This window comes from Neolewinella persica DSM 23188 (assembly GCF_000373105.1).
Taxonomy (GTDB): Bacteria; Bacteroidota; Bacteroidia; order Chitinophagales; family Saprospiraceae; genus Neolewinella; species Neolewinella persica.
Map to the genome: position 1 here is coordinate 58,840 of NZ_KB890434.1, position 23,934 is coordinate 82,773.

At 51.8% G+C, this 23,934-nt stretch carries 20 protein-coding genes; 15 read left to right on the forward strand and 5 right to left on the reverse strand.

Annotated elements, in window-relative coordinates:
- The first annotated feature begins 129 nt into the window (after nucleotides 1-129).
- From B036_RS0114040 to rnc, 3 genes are all read left to right on the forward strand, one after another.
- A complete protein-coding gene (locus B036_RS0114040; RefSeq protein ID WP_020569359.1) occupies nucleotides 130-369 on the forward strand; it encodes an acyl carrier protein in 240 nt (79 codons plus the stop codon).
- Nucleotides 370-520: 151 nt separating this feature from the next.
- Nucleotides 521-1,792 carry a beta-ketoacyl-ACP synthase II gene (gene fabF / locus B036_RS0114045; RefSeq protein ID WP_020569360.1) on the forward strand — a complete coding sequence of 424 codons (1,272 nt, stop codon included), beginning with the start codon at nucleotides 521-523 and terminating at the stop codon, nucleotides 1,790-1,792.
- A gap of 6 nt (nucleotides 1,793-1,798) precedes the next feature.
- Nucleotides 1,799-2,539 (forward strand): ribonuclease III, encoded by a 741-nt coding sequence (gene rnc, locus B036_RS0114050; RefSeq protein ID WP_245557473.1) that lies wholly within the window; start codon nucleotides 1,799-1,801, stop codon nucleotides 2,537-2,539.
- 321 nt (nucleotides 2,540-2,860) lie between these two features.
- Here rnc and B036_RS0114055 read toward each other — a convergent pair whose 3' ends face one another.
- On the reverse strand, nucleotides 2,861-3,466 hold the full coding sequence (locus tag B036_RS0114055) for a TIGR04282 family arsenosugar biosynthesis glycosyltransferase (RefSeq protein ID WP_020569362.1): 606 nt from the start codon (nucleotides 3,464-3,466) through the stop codon (nucleotides 2,861-2,863).
- A gap of 401 nt (nucleotides 3,467-3,867) precedes the next feature.
- Between B036_RS0114055 and B036_RS0114060 the strand changes: the two genes are divergently transcribed.
- The 6 genes from B036_RS0114060 (at nucleotide 3,868) to B036_RS0114085 (ending at nucleotide 9,898) form a co-directional block, all read left to right on the forward strand.
- Nucleotides 3,868-5,811 (forward strand): ABC-F family ATP-binding cassette domain-containing protein, encoded by a 1,944-nt coding sequence (locus tag B036_RS0114060; RefSeq protein ID WP_020569363.1) that lies wholly within the window; start codon nucleotides 3,868-3,870, stop codon nucleotides 5,809-5,811.
- A gap of 135 nt (nucleotides 5,812-5,946) precedes the next feature.
- Nucleotides 5,947-6,915: a T9SS type A sorting domain-containing protein gene (locus B036_RS0114065; protein ID WP_020569364.1), complete on the forward strand. Its 969-nt coding sequence runs from the start codon at nucleotides 5,947-5,949 to the stop codon at nucleotides 6,913-6,915.
- A gap of 175 nt (nucleotides 6,916-7,090) precedes the next feature.
- A complete protein-coding gene (locus B036_RS0114070; protein WP_020569365.1) occupies nucleotides 7,091-8,290 on the forward strand; it encodes a hypothetical protein in 1,200 nt (399 codons plus the stop codon).
- Nucleotides 8,291-8,432: 142 nt separating this feature from the next.
- Nucleotides 8,433-8,654 (forward strand): DUF2795 domain-containing protein, encoded by a 222-nt coding sequence (locus tag B036_RS0114075; protein ID WP_020569366.1) that lies wholly within the window; start codon nucleotides 8,433-8,435, stop codon nucleotides 8,652-8,654.
- 121 nt (nucleotides 8,655-8,775) lie between these two features.
- Nucleotides 8,776-9,438 (forward strand): (d)CMP kinase, encoded by a 663-nt coding sequence (gene cmk / locus B036_RS0114080; protein ID WP_020569367.1) that lies wholly within the window; start codon nucleotides 8,776-8,778, stop codon nucleotides 9,436-9,438.
- Nucleotides 9,439-9,442: 4 nt separating this feature from the next.
- Nucleotides 9,443-9,898 carry a methyltransferase family protein gene (locus B036_RS0114085; protein ID WP_020569368.1) on the forward strand — a complete coding sequence of 152 codons (456 nt, stop codon included), beginning with the start codon at nucleotides 9,443-9,445 and terminating at the stop codon, nucleotides 9,896-9,898.
- A gap of 186 nt (nucleotides 9,899-10,084) precedes the next feature.
- Here B036_RS0114085 and B036_RS0114090 read toward each other — a convergent pair whose 3' ends face one another.
- The gene (locus tag B036_RS0114090; RefSeq protein ID WP_020569369.1) at nucleotides 10,085-11,422 is read right to left on the reverse strand and encodes a type III secretion system chaperone family protein; all 1,338 of its coding nucleotides are present in this window, start codon (nucleotides 11,420-11,422) and stop codon (nucleotides 10,085-10,087) included.
- A 242-nt stretch (nucleotides 11,423-11,664) separates the two neighbouring features.
- Nucleotides 11,665-12,216, reverse strand: coding sequence for a GNAT family N-acetyltransferase (locus tag B036_RS0114100; protein ID WP_026231986.1), 552 nt, complete (start codon nucleotides 12,214-12,216; stop codon nucleotides 11,665-11,667).
- Between the two features lie 77 nt (nucleotides 12,217-12,293).
- On the opposite strand from B036_RS0114100, the gene bioD reads away from it, so the two are divergent.
- Together bioD and B036_RS0114110 are read left to right on the forward strand one after the other, a co-directional pair.
- A complete protein-coding gene (gene bioD, locus B036_RS0114105; protein ID WP_020569372.1) occupies nucleotides 12,294-12,923 on the forward strand; it encodes a dethiobiotin synthase in 630 nt (209 codons plus the stop codon).
- 218 nt (nucleotides 12,924-13,141) lie between these two features.
- Nucleotides 13,142-13,612, forward strand: coding sequence for an OsmC family protein (locus B036_RS0114110; protein ID WP_020569373.1), 471 nt, complete (start codon nucleotides 13,142-13,144; stop codon nucleotides 13,610-13,612).
- 5 nt (nucleotides 13,613-13,617) lie between these two features.
- Here B036_RS0114110 and B036_RS0114115 read toward each other — a convergent pair whose 3' ends face one another.
- A complete protein-coding gene (locus tag B036_RS0114115) occupies nucleotides 13,618-14,061 on the reverse strand; it encodes a DUF1493 family protein (protein WP_020569374.1) in 444 nt (147 codons plus the stop codon).
- A gap of 652 nt (nucleotides 14,062-14,713) precedes the next feature.
- Between B036_RS0114115 and ileS the strand changes: the two genes are divergently transcribed.
- The 4 genes from ileS to B036_RS29400 all read left to right on the forward strand — a co-directional run bounded on the left by ileS (nucleotide 14,714) and on the right by B036_RS29400 (nucleotide 22,634).
- Complete coding sequence (gene ileS / locus B036_RS0114125; protein WP_020569376.1) at nucleotides 14,714-18,070, forward strand: isoleucine--tRNA ligase; 3,357 nt, start codon at nucleotides 14,714-14,716, stop codon at nucleotides 18,068-18,070.
- 129 nt (nucleotides 18,071-18,199) lie between these two features.
- A complete protein-coding gene (locus tag B036_RS0114130; protein WP_020569377.1) occupies nucleotides 18,200-18,931 on the forward strand; it encodes an SMI1/KNR4 family protein in 732 nt (243 codons plus the stop codon).
- A gap of 311 nt (nucleotides 18,932-19,242) precedes the next feature.
- Nucleotides 19,243-19,734: a flavodoxin family protein gene (locus B036_RS29395; protein WP_020569379.1), complete on the forward strand. Its 492-nt coding sequence runs from the start codon at nucleotides 19,243-19,245 to the stop codon at nucleotides 19,732-19,734.
- Between the two features lie 245 nt (nucleotides 19,735-19,979).
- Nucleotides 19,980-22,634, forward strand: a complete 2,655-nt coding sequence (locus B036_RS29400) for a choice-of-anchor B family protein (protein ID WP_020569380.1) — start codon at nucleotides 19,980-19,982, stop codon at nucleotides 22,632-22,634.
- A gap of 123 nt (nucleotides 22,635-22,757) precedes the next feature.
- Here the strand turns inward: B036_RS29400 and B036_RS0114150 are convergent, their stop codons facing one another.
- Nucleotides 22,758-23,861, reverse strand: a complete 1,104-nt coding sequence (locus B036_RS0114150; RefSeq protein ID WP_020569381.1) for an acyltransferase family protein — start codon at nucleotides 23,859-23,861, stop codon at nucleotides 22,758-22,760.
- Between the last annotated feature and the right edge of the window lie 73 nt (nucleotides 23,862-23,934).

Genomic DNA, 23,934 nt, shown 5'->3' on the forward strand with positions numbered 1-23,934 from the left:
CAAAATACTTATTAATCTTGTTGTAAGTTTGCACCGCGGTTTTGGATCACAGCTGTGATCTGGATTTGCCTATAGGTGCCCCTTCGGGCATTTTTTGCGCCGCAATTGTTCATTAAACGCCAATAAGTTATGGCTAGCATTGAGGAAAAAGTAAAACAAATCATTGTCGACAAGCTCGGCGTAGACGAAGCTGAGGTCACCAAAGACGCCAGTTTCCAAAACGACCTGGGAGCAGACAGTCTCGACACTGTCGAATTGATCATGGAATTCGAAAAGGAATTCGATATCAGTATTCCAGACGAGCAGGCGGAAAACATCCAGACTGTCGGCCATGCTGTTACCTACCTTGAAAGCAGCGTGGAGAAGTAATTGTTCCCGTTCCCTTTCTTTCCGCCGCCCGACGTGCCCACTTTGTGAGCCACGGGCGGCGGTTTTGTATGTAGCCCCGGCATGACTAATTAGCTCATCGCCCAGGGCATATCTTTAGGCGCCTGGCGCTACAAAAACAAAAAGCAAACCCATGAATCGTGTTGTCGTTACCGGAATCGGAGCCCTGACCGCCATCGGGAACAGCGTTCCGGAATACCTTGAAGGACTAAAGACAGGCCGCAGTGGTGCTGGCCCAATCACTCAATTCGATCCGGAATTATTCAAAACACAGTTTGCCTGTGAGGTGAAGGACTGGGACCCGGCTACCAAGCTCGATGCCCGGGCCATTCGCCGTCAGGATCGTTATACCGTCATGGCCCTTTACACCGCTTATGAAGCGTTGGAAATGTCAGGGCTCCTGACTATTGACGAAGAAGGGAAACCACAGGTCGCTGTTGACCCTGACCGTGCAGGTTGCATTTGGGCCAGCGGAATCGGTGGTCTGCGTTCCCTCGAAGAACAAATCGAAATTTTTGAAGGAGGTAACGGTACGCCCCGTTATAACCCCTTCATGATCCCCCGGATGATCGCCAACATGGGGGCTGGCTACGTCAGCATGGAGTTCAACCTCCGCGGCCCTAGCTATGCCACCGTTTCCGCCTGTGCGTCGGGGGGGCATGCCCTTGCGGCCGCTGCGGACGATATCCGCCTCGGCCGTGCCGACATTATGGTGACCGGTGGCTCCGAAGCAGTTGTTACTAAAGTCGGTATCGGTGGCTTCAACTCCATGAAGGCCCTCAGTACACGTAACGATGACATGGCCACGGCCAGCCGTCCATACGACGCGGACCGCGACGGGTTCGTGCTCGGTGAAGGTGCCGGAGCCTTCGTACTTGAAAGCCTGGAGCACGCTCAGGCGCGTGGCGCGACCATCCTGGCTGAAGTTGCCGGCTACGCCGCCAGCTCAGATGCCTACCACATCTCTGCCCCACATCCCGAAGGTGCCGGCGCAAAGATGGCCATGGTCAATGCACTTAAATATGCCAACCTAAGCCCTGCTGACGTTGATTACATCAATACCCACGGCACCTCTACGCCACTGGGAGATACCGCAGAACTAAAAGCCATTCAGCTTGCCTTCGGAGAAGACGCGTACAACCTACACATCAGCTCCACCAAGTCGATGACTGGCCACCTGCTGGGTGCTGCTGCTGCAATTGAATCAGTTGCTTGTGTCCTGGCGATTCAACATAATTTTGTTCCGCCGACCATCAATCACTTCACCGACGACCCGAACATCGATCCTAAATTGAACCTGACGTTTAATAAATCGGTAGAAAAGACGATTGATGTTGCGCTGAGTAATACTTTTGGCTTTGGTGGTCATAATTCCGCTACCATTTTTAAGCGTTTTAATCCATAGGTAACCGTGATCAAAGCGATCAGACGATTCTATAATTATTACTTGTCTCCGGAAAAGGATTTTGTCCGTCGGTTGCGCCGTCTGCTCGGCTTCACGCCCGCTTACCTGAAGCTTTTTAAGCTTGCTTTTCATCACAAAAGCAGTAACGACGGAAAGGTCTCCCCCTACGGAGGACAAAGTAACGAACGCCTGGAATACCTCGGTGATGCCGTATTGGGAACCATCGTGGCGGAGTACCTGTACAAGAAATACCCAACGGAAGATGAAGGCTTCCTGACAAAAATGCGGTCCAAAATCGTAAAGCGTAAGAGCCTCAACGAGATTGGTTTCAACATGGGCCTTGACGAGATCCTCTCAACGTTCAATAATACCAGAATAGCCAAGTCCATGCTCGGAAATGCCGTAGAAGCATTAGTTGGCGCAGTGTACGTAGAGCAGGGATACAAACTCACCACCCGGTTCGTACTCCGTAAAATGCTGCGCAGCTATGTTGACGTGGAAGGTCTGGAAACTTACGACGATAACTATAAAAGCCAGTTATTGGAGCATTGCCAGAAAAACGGACAACGGGTAGATTACGAAATCCTCCGCCGCTTCAAGCAAGATAAGCGAGACCGTTTCCGTGTCGCCGTGCTGGTAAATGGCGATCGCCTCGCCGTAGGCGAAGACTTCAATAAGAAGAGTGCCGAGCAAATTGCCAGCCGAAGAGCGCTGCAGGGGCTGGGGCTGCCGGTTACAACCGGGTAAGAGATCAGTGTTCAGGTTTCAGGAATCAGGCTAAGGAGTCAGTATTCAGTACCTCAGGTTGTCGGGCTATTGTTTTTCAGACTGAACTTCACGAGCATACCGAACCTCCCTGTGCGGCAGCACTAGTAAGACCAATAGGACCACAATACTAAATTAGGCGCGCGATCGCAGGTGCAGTGGAATACGTTAAGAAGCAAGCTGATTTTGTGCCATTATCCTTACTGACAAGTTGGTTTTCCCACCCCTAAGCACTGATTGCCGTGCACTGAAAACTGAATACCGGGCACTGAACCCTAAGCACTGAATACTAAAACCTAAGCCCTATTCCGGCATCGCCCACCCATACCCAAGCCAGTCTGCCAGGTAGTCTACGTCAGAGAGGGGTTTTAATTCATGCACGGTTTTACCGGCTGCTGCGGCCCTGGCGAGCGTAGTGGGGAATACTTCTTCGGTGCTCCAGGCCATGTCAGTAAATAACGAAGGGAGGAAGGAGCGCATTCCGAGCAGCGTATAGCCACCATCGAGTGCGGGGCCGATGACTACGTCGTCGTTGTCCAGGGCGGCGAAAGCCGCCTGAAGGTAGTCCGTGTCAATGCCCGGGCAATCGCTGCCGATGATGACCACCCGCCGGTGCCCGGCGGCAAAAGCTGCCTGTATCCCCTCTGCCATTCGTTCGCCCAGGTCGCCGGGGTGCTGGAGCCGTTTGTGGAAGTGCTCGGCAGGCCAGGCATCCGGTTCCGTAATTTCGTTTGAATAATAGAGATACCGGTCAGCATCGGGCAGTCCCTGCGCCTGCTCCCGCGTCCAGTCGCAAAGAACGTGGTACATCCGTAGGGCCATTTCATTGCCTACGTCGGCGGCAAGACGGGTCTTGGTTTTACCCGGAATCGGGTTTTTGATGAATAGAAGTAGGGCGTTTTCTGACATAGGCGGGAAGGTAGGTATTTAGTCTTGTAGTTCAGTAGTCTTGTGGTCTGGTGGGCTCCGCAAGTGGGTTGCTCGCTGCGCTCGTAAATATTCGCTTTTGGGGGTATATTCATCACGAAGTGGTTTGGGAAATGCCGCAGCGCTGAGCGCCTGCAATCGCTGCTGCTCTCAAGTCAACTGTATCCTAAGCCTTTACGGTTTGGGTATAGGAACACTTGCTTATTTGTGCCTCCCTTGCACCTGCGGCCGCGCCCTTATTAGCCTTGTGGTAGCATTACAAGACTACCGGACTACAAGACTACAAGACTAAATACCTACCTTTGCGCGCCCAAAATGATGACTTCTAGGGCTTTTACTTCAAAAGGCAATAGGACAAATAGTACCAAAAGACCAATAAGACTATGCTAAGCGCAACCGGTATATACCAACAGTACGGCGATCGGGTGCTGTTCAATCACATTTCTTTCGTCATTATGGCGAGAGATAAGGTCGGCCTGGTGGGCCGTAACGGGGCTGGCAAGTCTACTATTTTGAAAATTATTGCCGGAGACCAGGGGTGTGACGAAGGCACCGTAGTACGCCCTACCGGAAGTACGCTCGGGTTCCTGCACCAGGAGATGGACCTGCCCACCGGCCGCACCGTAATGGAGGAAACGCTGACCGCCTTCGCCCATATTCTGGCCATGGAAGACCGCCTGGAAGAACTGAATAAGGAAATGGAAACGCGGACCGATTATACGTCCGACTCTTACGCCAGTATGTTGGAAGAGTTTACCTCACTGACGGAGCGCTTCGCCATTGTTGGCGGCATCACGATGGAGGCCGAAGCAGAGAAATTCCTGAAGGGCCTCGGCTTCGAACAAAAAGACTTCAACCGCCAAACGACCGAGTTCTCCGGCGGCTGGCAAATGCGCATCGAACTGGCCAAGATGCTTCTGATGCGTCCGGATTACCTCCTGCTCGATGAGCCTACGAACCACCTTGATATCGAATCCATCATCTGGCTCGAAAACTGGCTGAGTAGCTACTCCGGTGCAGTCGTTACCATCAGTCACGATAAGCAGTTCCTCGACAACGTTACGAACCGTACCCTGGAAGTCGAATTGGGTAAGATCTACGACTACAAAGCCAACTACTCCAAGTACGTTGAACTGCAGGCCGAGCGTCGGGAGAAGGCCGAAGCGGCCTACGAAAACCAGCAGAAGGTGATTGCCGAAAAAGAGCGGACGATCACCCGCTTTATGGCCAAAGCCACCAAGACTAAGATGGCCCAGAGTATGCAGAAGCAACTCGATAAGGTCGAACGCATTGAGCTGGACGTAACCAACAACGCGGTGATGAACCTCCGTTTCCCGAAAGCTCCCCGCTCGGGCGCCATCACGCTTACCGCACGCAACATCACTAAAAGCTACGGCGACCTCAACGTTTTACGCGGCGTCGACCTGAAAATCGACAAAGGAGACCGTGTTTCCTTCGTAGGACAGAATGGCCAGGGGAAGACGACACTTGCCAAGATACTGATCGATGAGATTCCCGCCACTAGTGGTGAAGTCGAACTCGGTCACAACGTTACCGTCGGCTACTACGCGCAGAACCAGGCAGAGGAACTCAACGGTAAGATGACCCTGTTGGAAACCATGGAGGAAGTCAGCCCGCCCGAAATGCGGACTAAGTTGCGGGCTATGCTCGGATCCTTCCTGTTCAGCGGGGAAGATGTGGACAAGAAAGTATCCGTCCTCTCCGGTGGCGAACGCGCCCGGCTGGCCCTGGCCTGTATGCTCCTGCGTCCGTTCTCGCTACTCGTACTGGACGAACCTACTAACCACCTCGACATGGCCAGTAAGGACATGCTGAAGCAGGCAGTACTCAACTACGACGGTACCCTCATCGTGGTTAGCCACGACCGGGAATTCCTGGCAGGGCTGACCGAACGCACCATCGAGTTCCGCGATCACAAGCTACACGAGCACCTTGGCGATATCAACTTCTACCTGGAAAAACGTAAGATTGATAATATGCGGGCGGTGGAATTGGAGAAATCAAAGGCCGACGATGATGTTCCTGCGGCAAAGTCCAACGGCAGCGCTCCGCCAGTCTCCCAAAAGGTTTCTAACCTCAGCCATGAAGAAAAGCGTCGGTTGGAAAAAGACATCGGTAATGCCGAACGCAAGATTGAACGGCTCGAAAAAGATATTGAGAAGATTCACCTGAAGATGTCCGACCCGAATTTTTACAACGACCCCGCTAAGGTCGACAAGACGACCGCTGAACTGAAATCCAAGCAGGCCGAATTGGCAGAAGTGATGGAGACCTGGGAGGAGGCTTCGGAGGCCTTGGAGGGGTAGGCTGGTCTGTCAGTAGGTTGGTCGGTTGGTCTGTTGGTGGGAGAAGCTCGCGCTGAAAGGAGTGGCTGCTTTTAGAAATTTAAGGTAGTTGTTACATTGTGCTAGTAAACTCACCATGGCAACCGGGCTTCCCTTATGAAAACAGTGCTTTCTTTATTCCTGCTATTTACCAGTAGCCTACTCGTTGCTCAGTCAGATTGCAGTATTTTGGACTTCCTATACGACGAGCTTGATGGACAGGCCACCCAGATCATGCTCAACGAAATGGTTTCCGGCGGTACAGCGACTGACCGGCCCATCGAATTTGACTCCACCAGGCGTGCGGAGTACATCTCCGCACTGTTTGCCGTTCATCAGCTAGAGAGTTCGCCCGAACGCGATACTGTGATTGATCAGCTTAGGGTACAGCCGTTCCCGTTGGTCTCTACCAAAAAAATCAATATTTATGCCGATCCCAGCCTGCCCTGGATGATCAACCTCCGGGCCGGTAATCCGTCCGGTAATGCTGCCCTGGACAGTATGTTGGCCCTCTATGAGGTTGAAGTAACCCGCTACAACGATTTTCTGATTCTTAATTCCCACCGACTAGAACTGACAAGTACCAGCCACCTGAACACTCCGGCGCTCGCCGAGGCCTTCAAAATAGCTATCTCTGAACATAATTTTGTTGAACCTGTATCTGCGTTCGGCGACGGTAATAACATCGAAATGATACCTGTTCTTCCTGACGGCCTGCGGGTCCGTTATTCAGTCGGGTCGGGCGATTGCCCATCGGGATGCATCTTTCGGCGCAACTATGACTTTGACGTTGAGCCGGACTGTACCGAGTTCGACATACAGCAGACTGGAGGGACGGCTACCCGACAGGCAGCGATTATTCCGCTCAAGGTTTACCCCGTTCCGTTCACCGATGAAATTCATCTGCCGGAAACGTTTGTCAACTACAATTATCAGCTATTTGACGCAGTAGGGCGTAACGTGAAAAGTTCCGGGGAGGAGCAAGGTGGCCCCATTGTCGGCCTGACAAACCTGGTTTCGGGCTGGTATATTTTAAGAATCCAGGACCAGGCGGGAAAGAGCTACGTGGCACGTTTGATTAAGTGATTTAGCCAGGATCTCCCAATAATATTTTGTTATTGACGCACTTTGTAAAGGTTAAACTCTTATCGAAGGCCTTTTTAGCATACTTTTCTTCTTTCCTCAACGTATATTGACCACACATATTCAGGAACGTCAACCCAGCCGCTTCCCTTTAGAACTTTTACACCTCAGTTGACGAATGAAAACGATTTTTGCCTCCCTCTCCTTTGCAGCGGCTTTTTTGTTGCTGCTAGCTGGTTCCAGCGCTCCCCGCCTGGGTGACCCCACTACCTACAGTAGATTTGAGCTGCCGTTTTACGCGCAGCCGATAGCCGTCGTTTACGATCCGGCCATGGTCATCCCCGATCCCGGGCCATTGACCAATGCCAGTATTCGAAATGCTTACCGGCAATCTATACGAAAACCAAGCCGTGTCTTGCTCAATAGCCTGTTGGAAGCAAAACAGCGCTATGAACTGAATGATTTCTTGTTTTATAAGCTGGCGCGTACCAGCCTGCAGGTAGTCTACGGAGACCGTGATCGCAACGCCAGGGAGATCACCCTGTTCGGCTTACTGATCGATGCAGGATTCGATGCCCGGCTTACCTTCCGTGGCAACCAGGTTTTCGTCAACGTTTATACCACCGAAGACCTCTTTGAGGTACCGATTATCAATACCGGTGGCCGACCGTACGCCAACCTGAGCTGCCTTGATGGTGCGTGTAACGGTCGGCAAAGACTCTTCATCATCGATGAACGGCCGAACCCCCACGGCCGGTCTTTTGGCTTCCAGCTGCGTAAGTGGCCCGCACTTGGCGTGCAGCCCGAGACAAAAGCGATGCGCTTCAACTACCACGGCGTACAGCAAAATATGGACATCACTTTTGACCGTACAATGGTCGATATTATGTCCGATTATCCCTTCATTCACGAATACTGTTACCTGGAAACTCCACTCTCACCAACACTGCGTGAGAGCCTGCTACCACAGCTTCGCCGCTACCTGGAACCATTGGATGATCAACAACGCATCGAATTGCTCGTGAGCTTTACCCGCTCGGCTTTCAACTATAAAGAAGACAATGAGTACTTCGGTCACTCTAAACCAATGGTGCCGGAAGAACTTTTCGGGTACAGCTTTTCCGATTGCGAAGATCGCTCTGCCCTGTTCTTTGCCCTCGTCCGTGACCTTTTAAATATGCCCATGGCAGTCGTCGCCTATGATGATCACCTGACCATTGCAGTAGGAACGGACGCCATAAGAGGTGATGGTTTTACCTATGATGGGCAGCGTTATGTTTTTTGTGATCCTACTGGTCCGAAAAATTCTAGCCGAATCGGTCAGATTCCTCCAGGTTATGAAAATAAAAAATTTCAAATCATCGGTACTTACAAGTAATTGAAAGTCAGCATTTTATCGTTAATTCGTGACTTCCTCGCGCTGGTTTGCGTCCAATTGTTACATTTGTGGCCCGGTAACGGGGAAACAAATTGCCTGCTTAAGGGCTTCTTTTAATAGCAACAAAAAACCACGCGTTAGTATGTATTGGACTCTAGAACTCGCTTCCCACCTCGAGGATGCACCTTGGCCCGCCACCCGGGATGAATTGATCGATTATGCGGTCCGCTCCGGCTCCCCGCTGGAAGTGATCGAAAACCTCCAGGCAATGGAAGATGAAGGTGAAACTTACGAGATCATCGATGATGTCTGGCCGGATTACCCCCGTAAGGACGACTTCCTTTTCAATGAGGATGAATACTAATGGGCTGAATACTTTTCCCACGCGAAGCCGATGATGCAAATCATCGGCTTCGTTGTGTGAAGAGGCCAACAGATCAATCATACCACTGGACCAATAGCACCAAAAGACCAATACCCCCAACATGTCCTACACAATCGCCATCGACGGTTATAGCGCCTGCGGCAAATCAACGCTGGCCAAGGCCATGGCGCGACAACTCGGCTACCGGTTCATTGATACGGGAGCCATGTACCGTATGGTGACCTTATATTTTTTACGAGAGAATATAGACATTGATAATGCGGGTGCGGTCGCAGGTGCATTGGAAGGTTTACGGGTTGACTTTGTCCCGGGCTCTAACCATGCACTACTCAACGGCGAGGACGTTGAAATGGAAATCCGGGAACCAGCAGTATCGGGGTTCGTATCTCCGGTGGCGGCCATCTCTGCCGTCCGCCGCTGGGTAGTCCCACAGCAAAGGGAAATGGGCAAAACCGGCGGTATCGTGATGGATGGCCGGGATATCGGCACCGTCGTCTTTCCCGATGCTGACCTGAAGCTTTTCGTCACGGCAAGTATCGACGTTCGTACCGACCGTCGCCTGGCCGAAATGATGGCCAAGGGCGTGGCCACCACCCGCGCCGAAGTCGCGGCTAACCTCGCCCAACGCGACCACATCGACAGTACCCGAGCCGACAGCCCTCTTCGCCAGGCCGAGGACGCCATCCTTCTCGACAACAGCAACCTCTCTTTGGGAGAATTTATCGCAGCAGGTATGGCGGAGGTGGAAAAACTAAGCGCTTAAACTGATGGCTCAAAAAACAACCCAAGACTACCTCTTCGTAGGCATTCAACTCATACTGTTCATGGCCTACGCCTTGGAGCCGGACTTGCTTACTTTCGGCCGATCAGATACATTAGGTAACCTGGGGCTATTGCTTGCGGTCATTGCAGTACTTACCGGCTTTGGTGCCTTCACCTTCCTTTGGAAGAAATTCTCTCCGTTCCCGACTCCCGTCGCTGGCGGAGAACTGATCACGGTTGGGCCCTTCGCTTACGCTCGTCACCCGATTTACACTTGCCTGGTTGCCGCAGCGTTTGGTTATGCGTTTTACACCGGTTCGGGATATCGGATGGTAGTAGGATTGGCTTTATTGGTTCTATTCTATTTCAAATCCAGCTATGAAGAAAAACTATTGGAGGCTCAATACCCTGCGTATTCAGCGTACCGGAAAAGGGTAGGGCGGTTTACGCCCTGGATCTGACGGGTCTGGTGATCTGCCCAGTAAGACCAATGCGGGTTTGTTCCGGAAAATGGAAGACTGAAAACGAAGCGTCCTGTTTTTCCTGCTCCTTGATCCCTTCCCTTGCACCTGCGGCCGCGCCCTGCTTGGTATTATTGGAGCTATTGGTCTTTTAGCACTAACGGACCAAGAGCACCCACAGACCACCTAAGGCTTACTAAGGTCTAAATCCCGCACCATTCCCAAAAACGACCGTCCGAAATCCATCAGGTTGTCGAAATTCAACTGGCTGACGGCAGGGCGGAGCCGGGGGAATGCCTCGCGGTGCTTATCGGTCAGGTCATTGATGGCGGCGCGTATGGCGCGCCGGGCCGGTCGTCCGTCCCGGTCAAGGAACTGCTGTTTATAGCCCAGTACCTGGAAATATTTGTCTTCGCAGACCCTGTAGTAAAGTTGTAACAAATCTTTGTCGGGCGGCGGTACGGCATAATTGAACAAGGCATAGCCGGCGATGTAGCCAGGAACTGCCTGAGCAACTTCGGGGAAGCCGTTGTCCTGATACCAGTCCATATTGGGCAGCTCGTTATTGATCAGGTTGGCCAACCGGTCGTGGTTGGCGGGTAGGGTGATGCCAAAGGTGGACTTCCCGGCATACAACTCTTCGGAGAAGGACTCCGGCGCCCGTCGCAACAGGTGCTGAAGCTCCCCCAGCAAACGTACGTTCTTATAGGTTACTGGTTGGTCGTCTTCGCGGGCAAAGTACATGCGGTGCATCCGCTCCAGTGCCTCCATGGTGTATCCTTCAGGAATGAGCAGGTAATCAAGCCGGTACACCAGGTCAAGGAGTAGATAGGCTACCGCTCCCGGTTGTTCTTCGGGGTTCAGGGTGCCGCTGGCAAGGTAATCGATGACCTGCTGGATATGGTTGCGCAGGAAATCCAGTTTAAGCTGTTTCTCATCACTTGACAGCTCCCGCAGGTGGGTGATCTCAACGGGGCTGAGAAAATCGCCGAACTCTTCGAGGAGCAGATCATCCTGCTTGTCGGCCCGCAGGGCCATTTCTTTAAGGGCGTGGTAGAGTTTGTGGGGGCTGGCATCGTTGATGGGGGAGTCGAAAATGATGGTAAGACAGTCCTCTTCGTCGATGGCGAAGCGGCTGTATTTCATCTCATAGTTCATCGTGGTCAGGCGATGCAGCAGGTCGGCATTATTGGCGTCCAGGCGGGCAATGCGGGCGGTAGCCCGCAGTTGCTCCACATCAGCAAAACCGGTAACCCGCTTACTGCCCTGGTAAAATTCGAAGTAGAGTTTGCCGTCTTCTGATTTCCACTTTACATTGTCTTCCTTTGGGTCGTAGAGATAGGCCATGAAGGCTTCGCAACTTTGCAGGTAGTTGCCTTTTTCGAAGGCTTGTAAGGATTTGTCCCACGCTGCATAGTTTTCCGGCGTTTTGAACGCGTCGGTGTACCGCCCGAAACTGAAGTCGGGCCCGTTGGTAGGGTCGTAGCCAGGGGCGCGGCCGAATAGGGTATCCCAGATGCTCAAATGGTAGGTTTTATTATCACGGCCAAGATACGTGATTCGGAGTGGTATTGTCGGATTGGAAACGTATTCTTCAGGAGTATTGGATCATAAATCTTCGGAAGCGCAAAATCGAGGTGTATCTCCAGCCTGATCCGGATCAATGGCTCTATGCCTCAATGAATCATTATGCAGAGAGTGCTACGTTTATAAGTCCTTTTGCCGGTGAGGTGATCGTCGCTGAGCTGCTGCCTGAAAGTGAGTAGTCACACCCTCAGCATAACCCGCCACATCCCCCGATATTCAGGGTGCATCTGCTCGAAAGGGAGCCGGAATTGTCCACTTTCTATGAAGCCCAACTTGCGATAGAAACCGATGGTGGCTTCGTTGGAATCCATTCTGTCCAACCAAAGAATCTCCTTACCCTTGCGGCGGGTTTCCTCTCGGGCATAGGCCACGAGGGCTTTGCCTATTCCCTGCCCGCGCACTTCGTCGGCCAGGTACATCCGGTCGAGTTTGAGGGCCGGCACCGCTGGACAATCGGGACAAAGAGCGTGCAACTTCAGCTGGAATATACCGACGAGTTTTTCGTGTTGGTAAACGTGATAGTAGGGCGCGTCTGGCCTTTCGAGGTCTTTAAGGAATGCTTGTTTACCGTGCACATGGTTGATGTACCAGGCTCCTTTATCCGGCCAGAGGTAAGCAAAGGCGGGCGGGTATATTCGTTGCATCAACGCCAAATGTGTCGGATGGTCTTCGGGGCGGATGGGGGCAAGACACAGCGTGTTGCTCAGGCGGATATGGTTAGTGGGAAGCATTATTTGGCGGGAACGCAGGTGCAGGGGAATGGTTGAGGAGCAGAGAACGTTAATTGGGGAGGTAGCGTTATCAGGCTATGAAATACTTTGTTACGGGCATCCACACCGACGCCGGCAAAACGGTCGCCAGCGCATTCCTGCAAAAAGCACTGAATGCCGATTACTGGAAACCCATCCAGGCCGGAGACCTCAACTTCGGTGATGCTGACCGTGTACGGTCCTGGACCGGTACACCGCCCGACCGTTTCCACCCCGTTCGCCATGCGCTGAACACGCCGGCCAGTCCACACTATGCCGCCCACCTCGATGGCGTCGCCATCAGGTTATCCGATTTCTCCCTGCCCGAAACAAACGGTCGACCCCTCATCGTAGAAGGAGCAGGAGGACTGTTGGTTCCCATCAATGACCAGGAGACGGTCACCGACCTTATGGTTCATCTAGGCCTGCCGGTCATCCTGGTTTCCCGCCACTACCTCGGGAGCATCAACCATACGCTGTTAAGCATCGCCTGCCTCCGCCAACGAGGGGTCCCGATTGCCGGCCTGATCTATTCCGGCGGCGACAGCCCGGAAACGGTACGCATCGTCAGGGAGTTGACCGGTATCCAACCTTTGGTGGAACTACCGGAGTTGGAGATAATAAATGCGGAAGGCATTGCCAAGTTGGTCGCAGAGTTTGGCCCCCGGGTAGCCGCTCAATTGACTTGATTTGAGCGCGTTCCATGCACCATGCCTTGTGTGGACGAGTGCTCAATGCTATTGTTCGCAATCTGACGGATCGTTTTCACCTGACGCAGTCGGTAAAAACTCCGTCCGGCGGCTGCCGAGTTAGCAGCTAAGTTTCATTTGTTATCTACTACCTAATAAATCAAAGCCACGTCAACTCGCCAACTGTCCGTAATTTAGCCTGGTACAAAGACACCACCATGAAAGACCACCACTACCAGATAAAAACAGAATGGACGGGCAACCGCGGCTCCGGCACCCTTGATTACCGCGCCTACGCGCGCGATCACACCATCTCCGCTGCCGGCAAATCCGGAACCATCTCCGGGTCCTCCGACCCCATTTTTCGGGGCGACAGCAAGCGGTATAATCCGGAGGAGCTATTTGTCTCCTCTCTTTCAGCCTGTCATATGCTGTGGTACCTCCACCTGGCTTCCGTCAATGGAATTACCGTCCTGGAATATGTGGATCAGGCCGAAGGCACGATGACGGAAGATGCTGATGGGGGTGGTCGTTTTGCTTCGGTTACCTTAAAGCCCCACATTGTCATCGCTCAGGCTGATAAATTAGATCGCGCCCGGGAACTCCACCAGGAAGCTGGGACGAAGTGCTTTATTGCTAATTCGGTGAACGTAAAACTTAGGTACGAGGGGGAGATTGTGGTGGGCTAACGCTGTCAATAGGTTCGGATAGCAGCGTCTTTTCGTAAGCAAAAATCACCCGCTAACCTCCAGGCGATGAGGTCCCCAACGGTCAGGTCTTTGCGTGGATTAAGACGGTTCTCCCATCGATTAAGGAATTCAGGTGTAGTATATCCGGGAGCCGCACGCTCGATGATTTTCCATACGAGCCAGGCCACCATGACAAATGGAGCTACAATTTGAGTGCAGAACGTAATAATCTCCCCTTCACTTTCAAAGTATACATCATGGCAGTACTCTTCGTGCCCGAGCTTAAAGCGTTCAACAAAATCTAACAGGAGGAAGTAGTTATCGTCTCCCCAATGACCAAGGTCTTCCGCTATTTTGTTATTCAAAGTTACAGGCACCTCATCCTTCATCTGTAACAGCTCAATCGTGTCTAAATAGGCAAGCTTAACTTCAGAATAGGAATAATGCATTGTGCCCACATTGATTGTCAGGCAAATATAAGGTCAGGGCAATAACTCCAGGCACCTGTGCTTTCAAACCACTATCCTGCACCTGCGGCCGCGCCCATGTCCGTAAAATACTATAAACCTGTTCGTTTGTACGGGTTCTCCTGCTCCGCCTGCCTCGCAATTGATGCCACTAAGCACCAATTGAGCACAAAAAAAGAGGCAACACCGTTGCCTCCCAATAACCCCAAAAAACCAAATGAAAACTAAATCAATCAAACATTAACAATACTTTGTACCGCTTGATTGTAGCCTCAAGGTATAATAAATTCTTTTGTCTGCAAGCGATTTTCATCTTTTTTTTCTTCATAAGCGAACTTTCGCTTTGCTTGCCTTCTAAGCTTACCCCGCAACTTCGTGGAGATTCAACCCATTTAGTCCCTACGTGTTACCTTTGCCATATGACTACTACGCGAATTATTGACGGCATAATTATTACGAGCGCTCCGCGTCCGTAGGTTGCCGCTGTTCGCCAACAGCATGAAAGCTCCGACGGACTTGTTCCGCCGGAGCTTTTTTTATCAGGTTTCAAGTTTCAAGTTGCAGGTTACAGGTCGCGCACCCAACCTGCAACTCGTAATCTGTAACCTGCAACTTGTAACCTGCAACTTGTAACATGTTTGAAGAGTATAAAAACCTCAACCTTCCCGAAGTAGATAAGCAGATCCTGGAATTCTGGGAGCGTGAAGATATTTTCGCGCGCAGCATCGAAGAACGGGACGTTGACAACTCCTTCGTCTTCTATGAAGGACCACCTTCTGCCAACGGTATGCCGGGCATTCACCACGTGATGGCCCGTACCATCAAGGACATCTTTTGCCGCTACCAAACGCTGACCGGTAAACGGGTAGAGCGTAAAGGCGGATGGGATACCCACGGCCTGCCGATTGAACTAAAGGTGGAGTCTGAATTGGGCATCACAAAGGAAGACATCGGGACGAAGATCTCGGTCGATGACTACAATAAGGCCTGCCGTGAAACGGTCATGCGCTACAAGGGCATATGGGACGACATCACGGTAAAAATGGGTTATTGGGTTGACCTCGAGAACCCCTACGTGACCTACGAGAAAGAATACATGGAGTCCGTCTGGTGGCTGCTGAAGCAGATCTACGATAAGGGCCTGATGTATAAGGGGTATACCATCCAGCCTTATTCTCCGGCGGCGGGTACCGGCCTGAGCTCGCATGAGCTTAACATGCCCGGTGCTTACCAGGACGTGAGTGACACTACCGTGGTAGCTATGTTTAAGGCACAGAAAAAGGATGATTCAGCTTGGCTGTGGAGCCTTCCGGTTTCGCCTCCTGTAGAAGATAGTGAAGAAGAGGGCGCGGTCGCAGGTGCCGTAATGGGATCTGAAGACAGCAGTGCGGTATACCTCACCGCCTGGACGACGACGCCGTGGACGCTGCCAAGTAACACGGCGCTCACCGTCGGTCCCAAAATAGAATACGTAAAGGTCAGGACCAGGAACCAGTACACCGGTGACGCCAACGACGTCGTGATGGCCAAAGAATTAGTCAGTAAATGGTTTGGTGGCCATAACCAGCCCGTGATCGAAGCCATCTCCGCCCCCTTCCCCGGTAGTAAACTGGAAGGTATCCGCTATGAGCAGTTGCTGGAAGGGCCAAAGCCTGCTGATGGTGACGCCTTCCGCGTCATCTCCGGCCACTTCGTGACCACCGACGCCGGTACCGGCATCGTCCATACCGCCCCCAGCTTCGGACAGGATGATATGGCGGTGGGCAAAGCCAACGGCATCGGCTCCCTCACCCTGGTAGACAAACAGGGTAAATTCACCGACGACGCCGGTCTCTTCGCTGGTCGCTACGTTAAGGACTACAAGAACGATCCAGCGTATAAGGACGTAAACGTAGACATCGCCATCCACCTCAAAACCGTGGGCCTGGCCTTCAACGTCGCCAAATACAACCACAGCTACCCACACTGCTGGCGGACGGACAAGCCCGTGCTCTACTACCCGCTAGACAGCTGGTTCATCAAAGCAAGTGCCGTCAAAGAACGGATGTCGGAACTCAACGATACGATCAACTGGCAGCCGGAAAGCACCGGCACCGGACGCTTTGGCAAGTGGCTCGAAAACCTTCAGGACTGGAACCTGAGCCGTTCCCGTTACTGGGGCATTCCGCTTCCGATCTGGAGAAGTGAGGACGGCACCGAGGAAGTTTGCATCGGCTCCATTGCAGAACTTAAAGCCGGCATTGACCTGGCCAATAAAGAACTAGGCCTCAGTCAGGAAGTGCCGCAAGACCTTCACCGGCCTTACATTGATGACGTCGTACTGTGGCAAAACGGCAAGAAGCTTATCCGCGAACTCGACCTCATCGACGTTTGGTTCGATAGTGGCTCCATGCCCTACGCACAGTGGCATTACCCTTTCGAGAACAAAGACAAATTTGACCGGGTTTTCCCCGCCGATTTCATCGCCGAAGGCGTAGACCAGACCCGCGGTTGGTTCTACACCCTCCATGCCATCGGTACGATGGTGTTCGACTCCGTTGCGTACAAAAATGTTGTCTCCAACGGCCTGGTACTGGACAAGGAAGGTAAAAAAATGTCGAAGCGTCTCGGCAATGCCGTGGATCCGTTCGTAACCATCGACAATTATGGCGCCGACGCTACCCGCTGGTACATGATCAGCAACGCCAACCCCTGGGATAACCTCAAATTTAACGAGGAGGGCATCCAGGAGGTACGTCGTGTCTTCTTTGGCACCTTGTACAACACCTATGGCTTCTTCGCCCTCTACGCCAACGTTGATGGCTATGACCCGACGACGGACAAGAAGGTGGCTAAAAAAGACCTTGCTGAACTTGATCACTGGATCATCAGCCGTTTGAACTCGCTCACGAAGGAGGTGACCGAACTGTACGCCGCTTACGATGCTACGCCGGCCTGCCGGGCCATCGAGAACTTCGTCAACGCCGAGTTGTCCAACTGGTACGTGCGCCAATGCCGTCGCCGTTTTTGGAAGGGCGAAATGTCCACCGATAAGCGTGCAGCTTACCAAACCTTACATGCCTGCCTGGTGCGGGTGGCGCAGCTGATGAGCCCCGTGGCACCTTTCTACGCCGAGCAGCTCTTCCGCGACTTATTGGGTGCCAGCTCGTCGGCCGAGGCGGGCGCTAGCCCTGACTCGTCCGCCGAGCGGAAGGCTGACTCCGTCCACTTAAGCATCCTGCCCCAGGCCGATGATTCCCTGATCGACAAAGACCTGGAAACCCGTATGGACTATGCCCAGCGCATCAGTTCCCTCACGCTTTCCCTGCGTAAGGCAGATAACCTCCGGGTGCGCCAGCCGCTGCAAAAGATCCTGGTGCCGGGCACCGACGCTGATTTTCAGCGCCACGTAGAAGCCGTTGCCGACATCATCAAGAGCGAAACCAACGTAAAGGAAGTTGAATTCCTGACCGATGGCGACTTCCTGAAAAAGAGCATCAAACCCAACTTCCGGGTACTCGGCAAGAAAGTCGGTAAGCGGATGAAGGACGTTGCCGCAAAGATCGGAGAGATGACACCGGAGGCCATTGCTGCACTCGAAGAGCACGGCCAGTTTGCCATCCAGGCTACTCCTGACCAAATCGATTACATCACGCTGGAGGATGTCCTCATCGCTACCGAAGACATTCCTGGCTGGAAGGTGGCCTCTGATGGTGAAGTGACGGTGGCCCTGGACGTTACGGTCACGCCGGAACTCGCTAAGGAGGGCCTTGCCCGTGAACTGGTGAACCGGATCCAGAACATGCGTAAGGATCTTGGTTTTGAAGTAACGGACCGCATCCGCGTCCGGCTACAGGGCTCTGCTGCCGTTGAAGAAGCTGCTACTGCTTACCGCGACTACATCTCCGCTGAAGTACTGGCTGACAGCCTGGTGCTGGATGGTGATGTGGACGGCGAGGAGCTGGAGCTGCCTGGGGAGGAGGTGGTTACTTTGGCTGTTGGGCGGGTGTAGGTTGGTTCCCCAGCATTTATGCTGGCTATCGCAACTTCTGTTGCTGACTGTGTACTTTACAGTGAGTTGCTGAAGCTGCGACCACTTGGTTCATCTTAAGTTCCATAATCCGTATACAAGCTTATTATAATGAAGCAGACACCATTATGGATACTTCGCTCCATGCAGGGTAAGATTTATCAGGATGAAGATGGGGACACTTATTCAATCACTCTGTTGCCAGGGATGAGCCCGGAAGAGATTACCGCAGTAGCTGCGAATATGCCAAAGGGATTGCTGCCAGAAGAAATCATTGAGCTTCTTTCTTATGCTAGTGGATTAGAGTATGGCTGGCTCGATGAAATACGTTTTACCGATAAACTGAGAGGTTGGAATGATAGGTTTTTTGCCCATCCAATCACCCTCTGCGGCGATGGCAGAGGAAATTCCTGGATAGTGGATGTTGATTCTGAGGGGAATTGGGGACCGGTTTACTTTATGGATCATGATCCTCCCGTCCTGATGAAGTTTGCAGATGACCTCGCTGGCTTTCTTCTCCTTTTGGACGAAGACGGCAAAAATCGTAATAAATCCTTTTTCCAAAAATTGTATGGACCGATTGAGGGAGAAATTTATAACTGTGGAAGGCATCCCGTGGCAGATTATCACCATGCTTACGATCTGTCTTCCGTTAGTAACCTCCCCGAAGCTTATCGCGTTGAGTCGTTAGAGAATCAACCGCCGGGAGCTGGATTTATGTGGGCACCGAACCGCCACGAAGATTTTGTTGCTCGTCTGGGCGATCGTCCTGTTTGGATAATTGAGGTGAAGAAACGACCAGATTTGCTGAAAAGATTGTTTTCTCTGTTCCAATCGCTGTGACTAAATTTTAGGGTACTGTTGATCGGTAAGCTTAAAACTAATGAAAATGGGTTATGAAATCCTGTACTATATCTTTCTAATTCTACATTATGTTCTCTTTCTCTATGCTATGTTTTTAACCATGAAAATAATCTCCTTAAGCTGGAAATCCTACTCTCTACACGATAAGCTTATTGAATCAGAGAGAAAAGCCAAGGAAGAGATTCAAAGAATCTATTGGCATCCTACATGGTTAATCGCAGGGAGTATTTTAGCATTTTTTATAGCAACCATCTTCAATAATATTTGATCCCAGACTGAAAAAAGATATAGTGGCAGCCCATCAAATACTAATCCTCCAGTCCTCCGCCCGCCCCCAAGGCGACACCTACCACGTAGCCCGCCAACTCGCCAAGGAATTACAAGCCGACCACCTCGACCTGCTCAACTACACCATCTACCCCTTTAACTACGAGCAGATTTACCCCGCTAACGACGACTTCCTGCGCCTGGTCGAAACACAAATCCTGCCCCGCCAGCAAATCATCTTCGCCAGCCCCGTTTACTGGTACTCCATGAGTGGGCCGATGAAAATCTTCTTTGATCGGCTGAGCGATCTGCTCAAGAGCAGGAAAGACCTCGGGCGGCAGCTGCGGGGAAAGCAACTATCGGTAATGTCTTGCGGAAACGATGCGGAGGTCAACGATTCCTTTTTTGCCGCCTTCCGCCTGTCGGCAGAATATCTTGGAATGGCTTATGGCCCTGAGTGGCACGGCTGGCTGGAAGGGGCGTCGGCCTGTATCGTAGAGCGGTCGCTGGAGTAGTGGCTGGCCTGTTTTTCAACTTTCCCTGCACCTGCGTTCGCGCCTGCTCCCTGATCAGAAGGCTAATTTCCTCCCAAAATCATACCTCGCCGACATATCTTAGAACTTTTGCTAAGAACTTTTGCATAAATACTACTTTCGTGCAAGATTTAGATATTCTAGTGGTCGGATCTAACTCGCCGACCACTAGGCACCCTAACAACACATTCCACTTTCAGACTTACTTCTTCACGCGACCTTTCATCATGCTACGTAACTTCTTTCTCTTTGCTTTCTTGATGGCAAGCACCACCACCTTTTTTGCACAAGCAGCCTTCAATACTACTTTCCGGGACAGCCTGACTTTTCCTTCAGATTTGAACGATGTATGGGGCTACGTAGCTCCCGATGGTACGGAATATGCCCTCGTCGGCCGAAACGATGGTATCTCCGTCGTCAGTCTTACGGACCCTGACGACATCGTTGAAGTGGCCTTCGTTGCCGGCGCGACGTCTGTTTGGCGAGATATTAAAACTTTTGGCACTTATGCCTACGTAGTTGCTGATAGAGGATCTGATGGTATTGTGGCCATTGACCTTTCGGGGCTTCCGAACTCAGTCAGTAGCGAATTCTTCACCTCCGGCACCATTGCCGGAGCAAACCTGAGCAGAGCACACAACATTTATATCGACGAGCCTACCGGCCTGGCTTATGTGGCCGGGGCTAACATCAACAATGGCGGAATGGTCATTTATGACCTAGCTACTACTCCCGGCACGCCGATTTTTGAGGCATTCGCTCCGAGCATTTACTCTCACGATGTCTACGTTTCTAACGGAATTATGTACGCCAGTGAACTCAATATAGGGGACCTCACGCTCTACGATGTTTCGGATCCATCCAATATTATTGCGTTAGGTGCCCGGGAAACGCCTTTTTCGTTTACGCATAATGCCTGGGCCACGCCTGATGGGAACTATGTTTTTACCACCGATGAAGAGGAGAATGCCTCTACGGCAGCTTACGATGTCTCTGACCCTTTGGACATTAAGTTGCTCGATGAATTTCGCCCCCGGCGGAGCCTTAACCGTAACACTATCCCACACAACGTTCACGTCCTGAACGATTACCTGGTAATCAGCCACTATACTGATGGGGTGGAAATTATTGACGCTTCCGTACCGGACAATTTAGTGGAAGTGGCTTATTACGATCACTGGTATGGTGGAGACGGAGGCTTTTTTGGCTCCTGGGGAGCTTACCCCTTCCTGCCATCCGGACTGGTGCTTTCAACAGATATTGACAACGGCCTTTTTATTATTGACGTAAATTATCAAAGGGCTGCCAGACTGCGGGGAATTGTTACGGATGCTACAAGCAATAATGTGCTCAATAATGCAACCGTCACAATTACCAGCGCAGAGGGGGTTACCTCAACAACAAATGCTCTGGGCGCTTATAAAATGGGACTGGTAACTGCGGGGTCTTATAATGTTACCTATTCTCTTGGTGGCTATGTAAGTAAGACCTTTACCCTTGACTTCGCTAACGGAGTGGAGGAAATCATGGACGTAGCTCTGGAGCCTAAGGTCTCGTTCGCTCTTTCCGGAGAGGTGACCTCAATCGAAACAAACGCCAGTATACCTGCCGCTGAGGTAAGGTTAGAGGGAGTAGAAGGAACCTTTAATGCCGTTGCCAATGGCAACGGTGAGCTTACCATCCCTAATATCTTTGAGGGAGACTATGTAGCTCACGTCAGTAGATGGGGGTTTGAAAACATCATCACTGACGTTACGATAGAGCCGGGAGAAAGCCTCAACCTGCAACTGGCTCCCGGTTACCTCGATGGCTTTGATATGGATCAGGGATGGACGGTCAGCAGTGACGCAACTTCCGGTGCCTGGGAAAGAGGGGTGCCTAACGGGACCACTCTGGGAGGAGTGCCTTCGAATCCTGATCAGGACGTAGACGGAGGTACCGACATCGGCAATTTTGCCTACGTGACGGGGAACACTGCTGGAGGGTCTGCGGGTACTGATGACGTGGATAACGGTAATACTACTTTACTTTCTCCCGCTTTTGATCCCGCTTTCTTCGGAGCCTTGAGCGAGGTGCAAATCAACTTTTCCTACTGGTTCTTCAATGCTGGAGGTACTGGATTGGCTAATGATACACTGAAGATATTCCTCGATAATGGTAGTGAAAGAGAATTCGTGCGGGTGTTCTACTCGAACGATCAAGACTCGAATACACCTACCAGCACCTGGGTGCCAGTAAGCGTAAACCTCAGTGAATTAACCATTCCCCTGACGGCTACCATGCGTTTCGGAGCACTGATCGGAGACAATAACGGAGGACATGTAGTAGAAGGCGGCATCGATGATTTCAGCATAGTGGGGGTTAATTCTCTACCGGTGGATCTGGTCGGATTCACGGCCACCCGCCTCGGGAAACAGTCTGTCAGGTTATCCTGGACAACCGTAACGGAAGTTGGAAGCGACTATTTTGACGTTCAGCGCAGCAACGACGGAATTGATTTCCTGCCCATTGGCCGTGTAGCGGCTGCTGGTAACAGCGAGCAGGTTGAGGAGTACCGGTTTGACGATGAGCGCGCGCTCGCCGGCCGTAATTTCTACCGCCTCCGGCAGGTGGACCTTGATGGGCAAACGACCTTTAGCGAAGTTCGTCTCGTTACCCTTGAAGGTGAATTAGATAAGGTACAGGTCTGGCCTAACCCTGCGCAAGAGTTTCTCAAATTATCTTCTTCCTTCTCCGGATCAATCATCATCTATCGCCAGAACGGTCAGTTGGTTGGGCAACAGCAAATTACCATCGGACAAGCTGTTGATGTGCGTCAGCTACCCGCCGGCTACTACCTCCTTAAGGCGGGAGAGGAAGTGATCCCTTTTGTGAAGCGATAGGGTAGATCTTCAGAGAAATTATTGTTGGCTCGTGGGCTAACTGTTGCCTCTGCGAAAAGAGAATAGTCTACTTGAGGGTAAGCTGTTTTCTTTTCGCAGAGGCTTCTTTTTTTGTACAACCGCCTATACCTTGAAGAAGATTCGCTTCTTATACAGGAAGTAGCACAGATACCACATCATACCCAGGGTGATAAAAGCGCTCACAATATTGGCCAGACCTTCGGAGACGCCCAGGGGCTCCAGGATGCCATTTCCAAAGATCTGCCCAAAGCCAGTCAGCCATTGATGACCAATAGTCTCAGCGAAGAGGTAGATGAAAATGGAGTTAGCACCAACGACGGCAAAAAAGACCGTCCAGCGCTGTACTTTCTGAACGTCCACCAGCCAGTAAAAGAAGCCAAGTGCCAGTATCGCCCAGCCACCTGAAGCCAGCGTAAACGAACTGGTGGCGATGCGCTTGATGATTGGGGTAATGCCGGTAAGGTCCAGGCCATACCCTATTACCAAACCGGTAACTCCAGCCAGGGCAAGCCAACGGATTTTGGACTGTTCGGGAGTAGACGACATCAACAGGTTGCCACAAATGGCACCCCAAATGGTATGCGCCGCGGTTGGCAGGCAATTTACCGTAACCCAGCCACCACCACCATTAATTTTACCCATCAGGACCATGTCCAGCCAGCTTCCAAAATTCTGATCTTTTACGAAGGGCGCGGCGGGGTCGTAAAGCCGGTACAGGACTTCCGTGAGCACCAGACAGGCAAGGGCAACACCCAGTTGCTTTTTCCAGTCCCAGCGCAAGATGAGAAAGGTCAATAAGATGGTGAAAGATAACTGAGTTAGTACATTCCACAGCTCCCAGACTGGGTGGCCATTATAAACCCAGTGCAGTCCTACGCCAAAGCACAATAACAGAAAGCAGCGCCGCAAAATGTGTTGGAAGGACTGGTTCCAGGTGGCCCCTTTTCGTTCCCGGGAGGCCAGGGAAAAGGGCATCGCAACACCGACGATGAACATGAAGAAAGGCTGGATCAGGTCCCAGAAGCGGAGACCGTTCCAGGGGTGGTGGTGAAACTGTTGCATGATCGCCGCGCCGGTACTCTCCTCGGGGAAGTATTGGGTTATCGTTCCGTATACCAAAGCAGCTTCGGCCAGGAGGAGAAACATCGTTATTCCCCGGTAAGCATCCAGGGAGAGTAAGCGACCAGTGGGGAATTGCGTCTTCATACGTTAGGTTCTATAACCTTAAGATAGGAGCGTTACGGGTATATTGGCTAGAGTTAGGAAAAAACCATTTTTT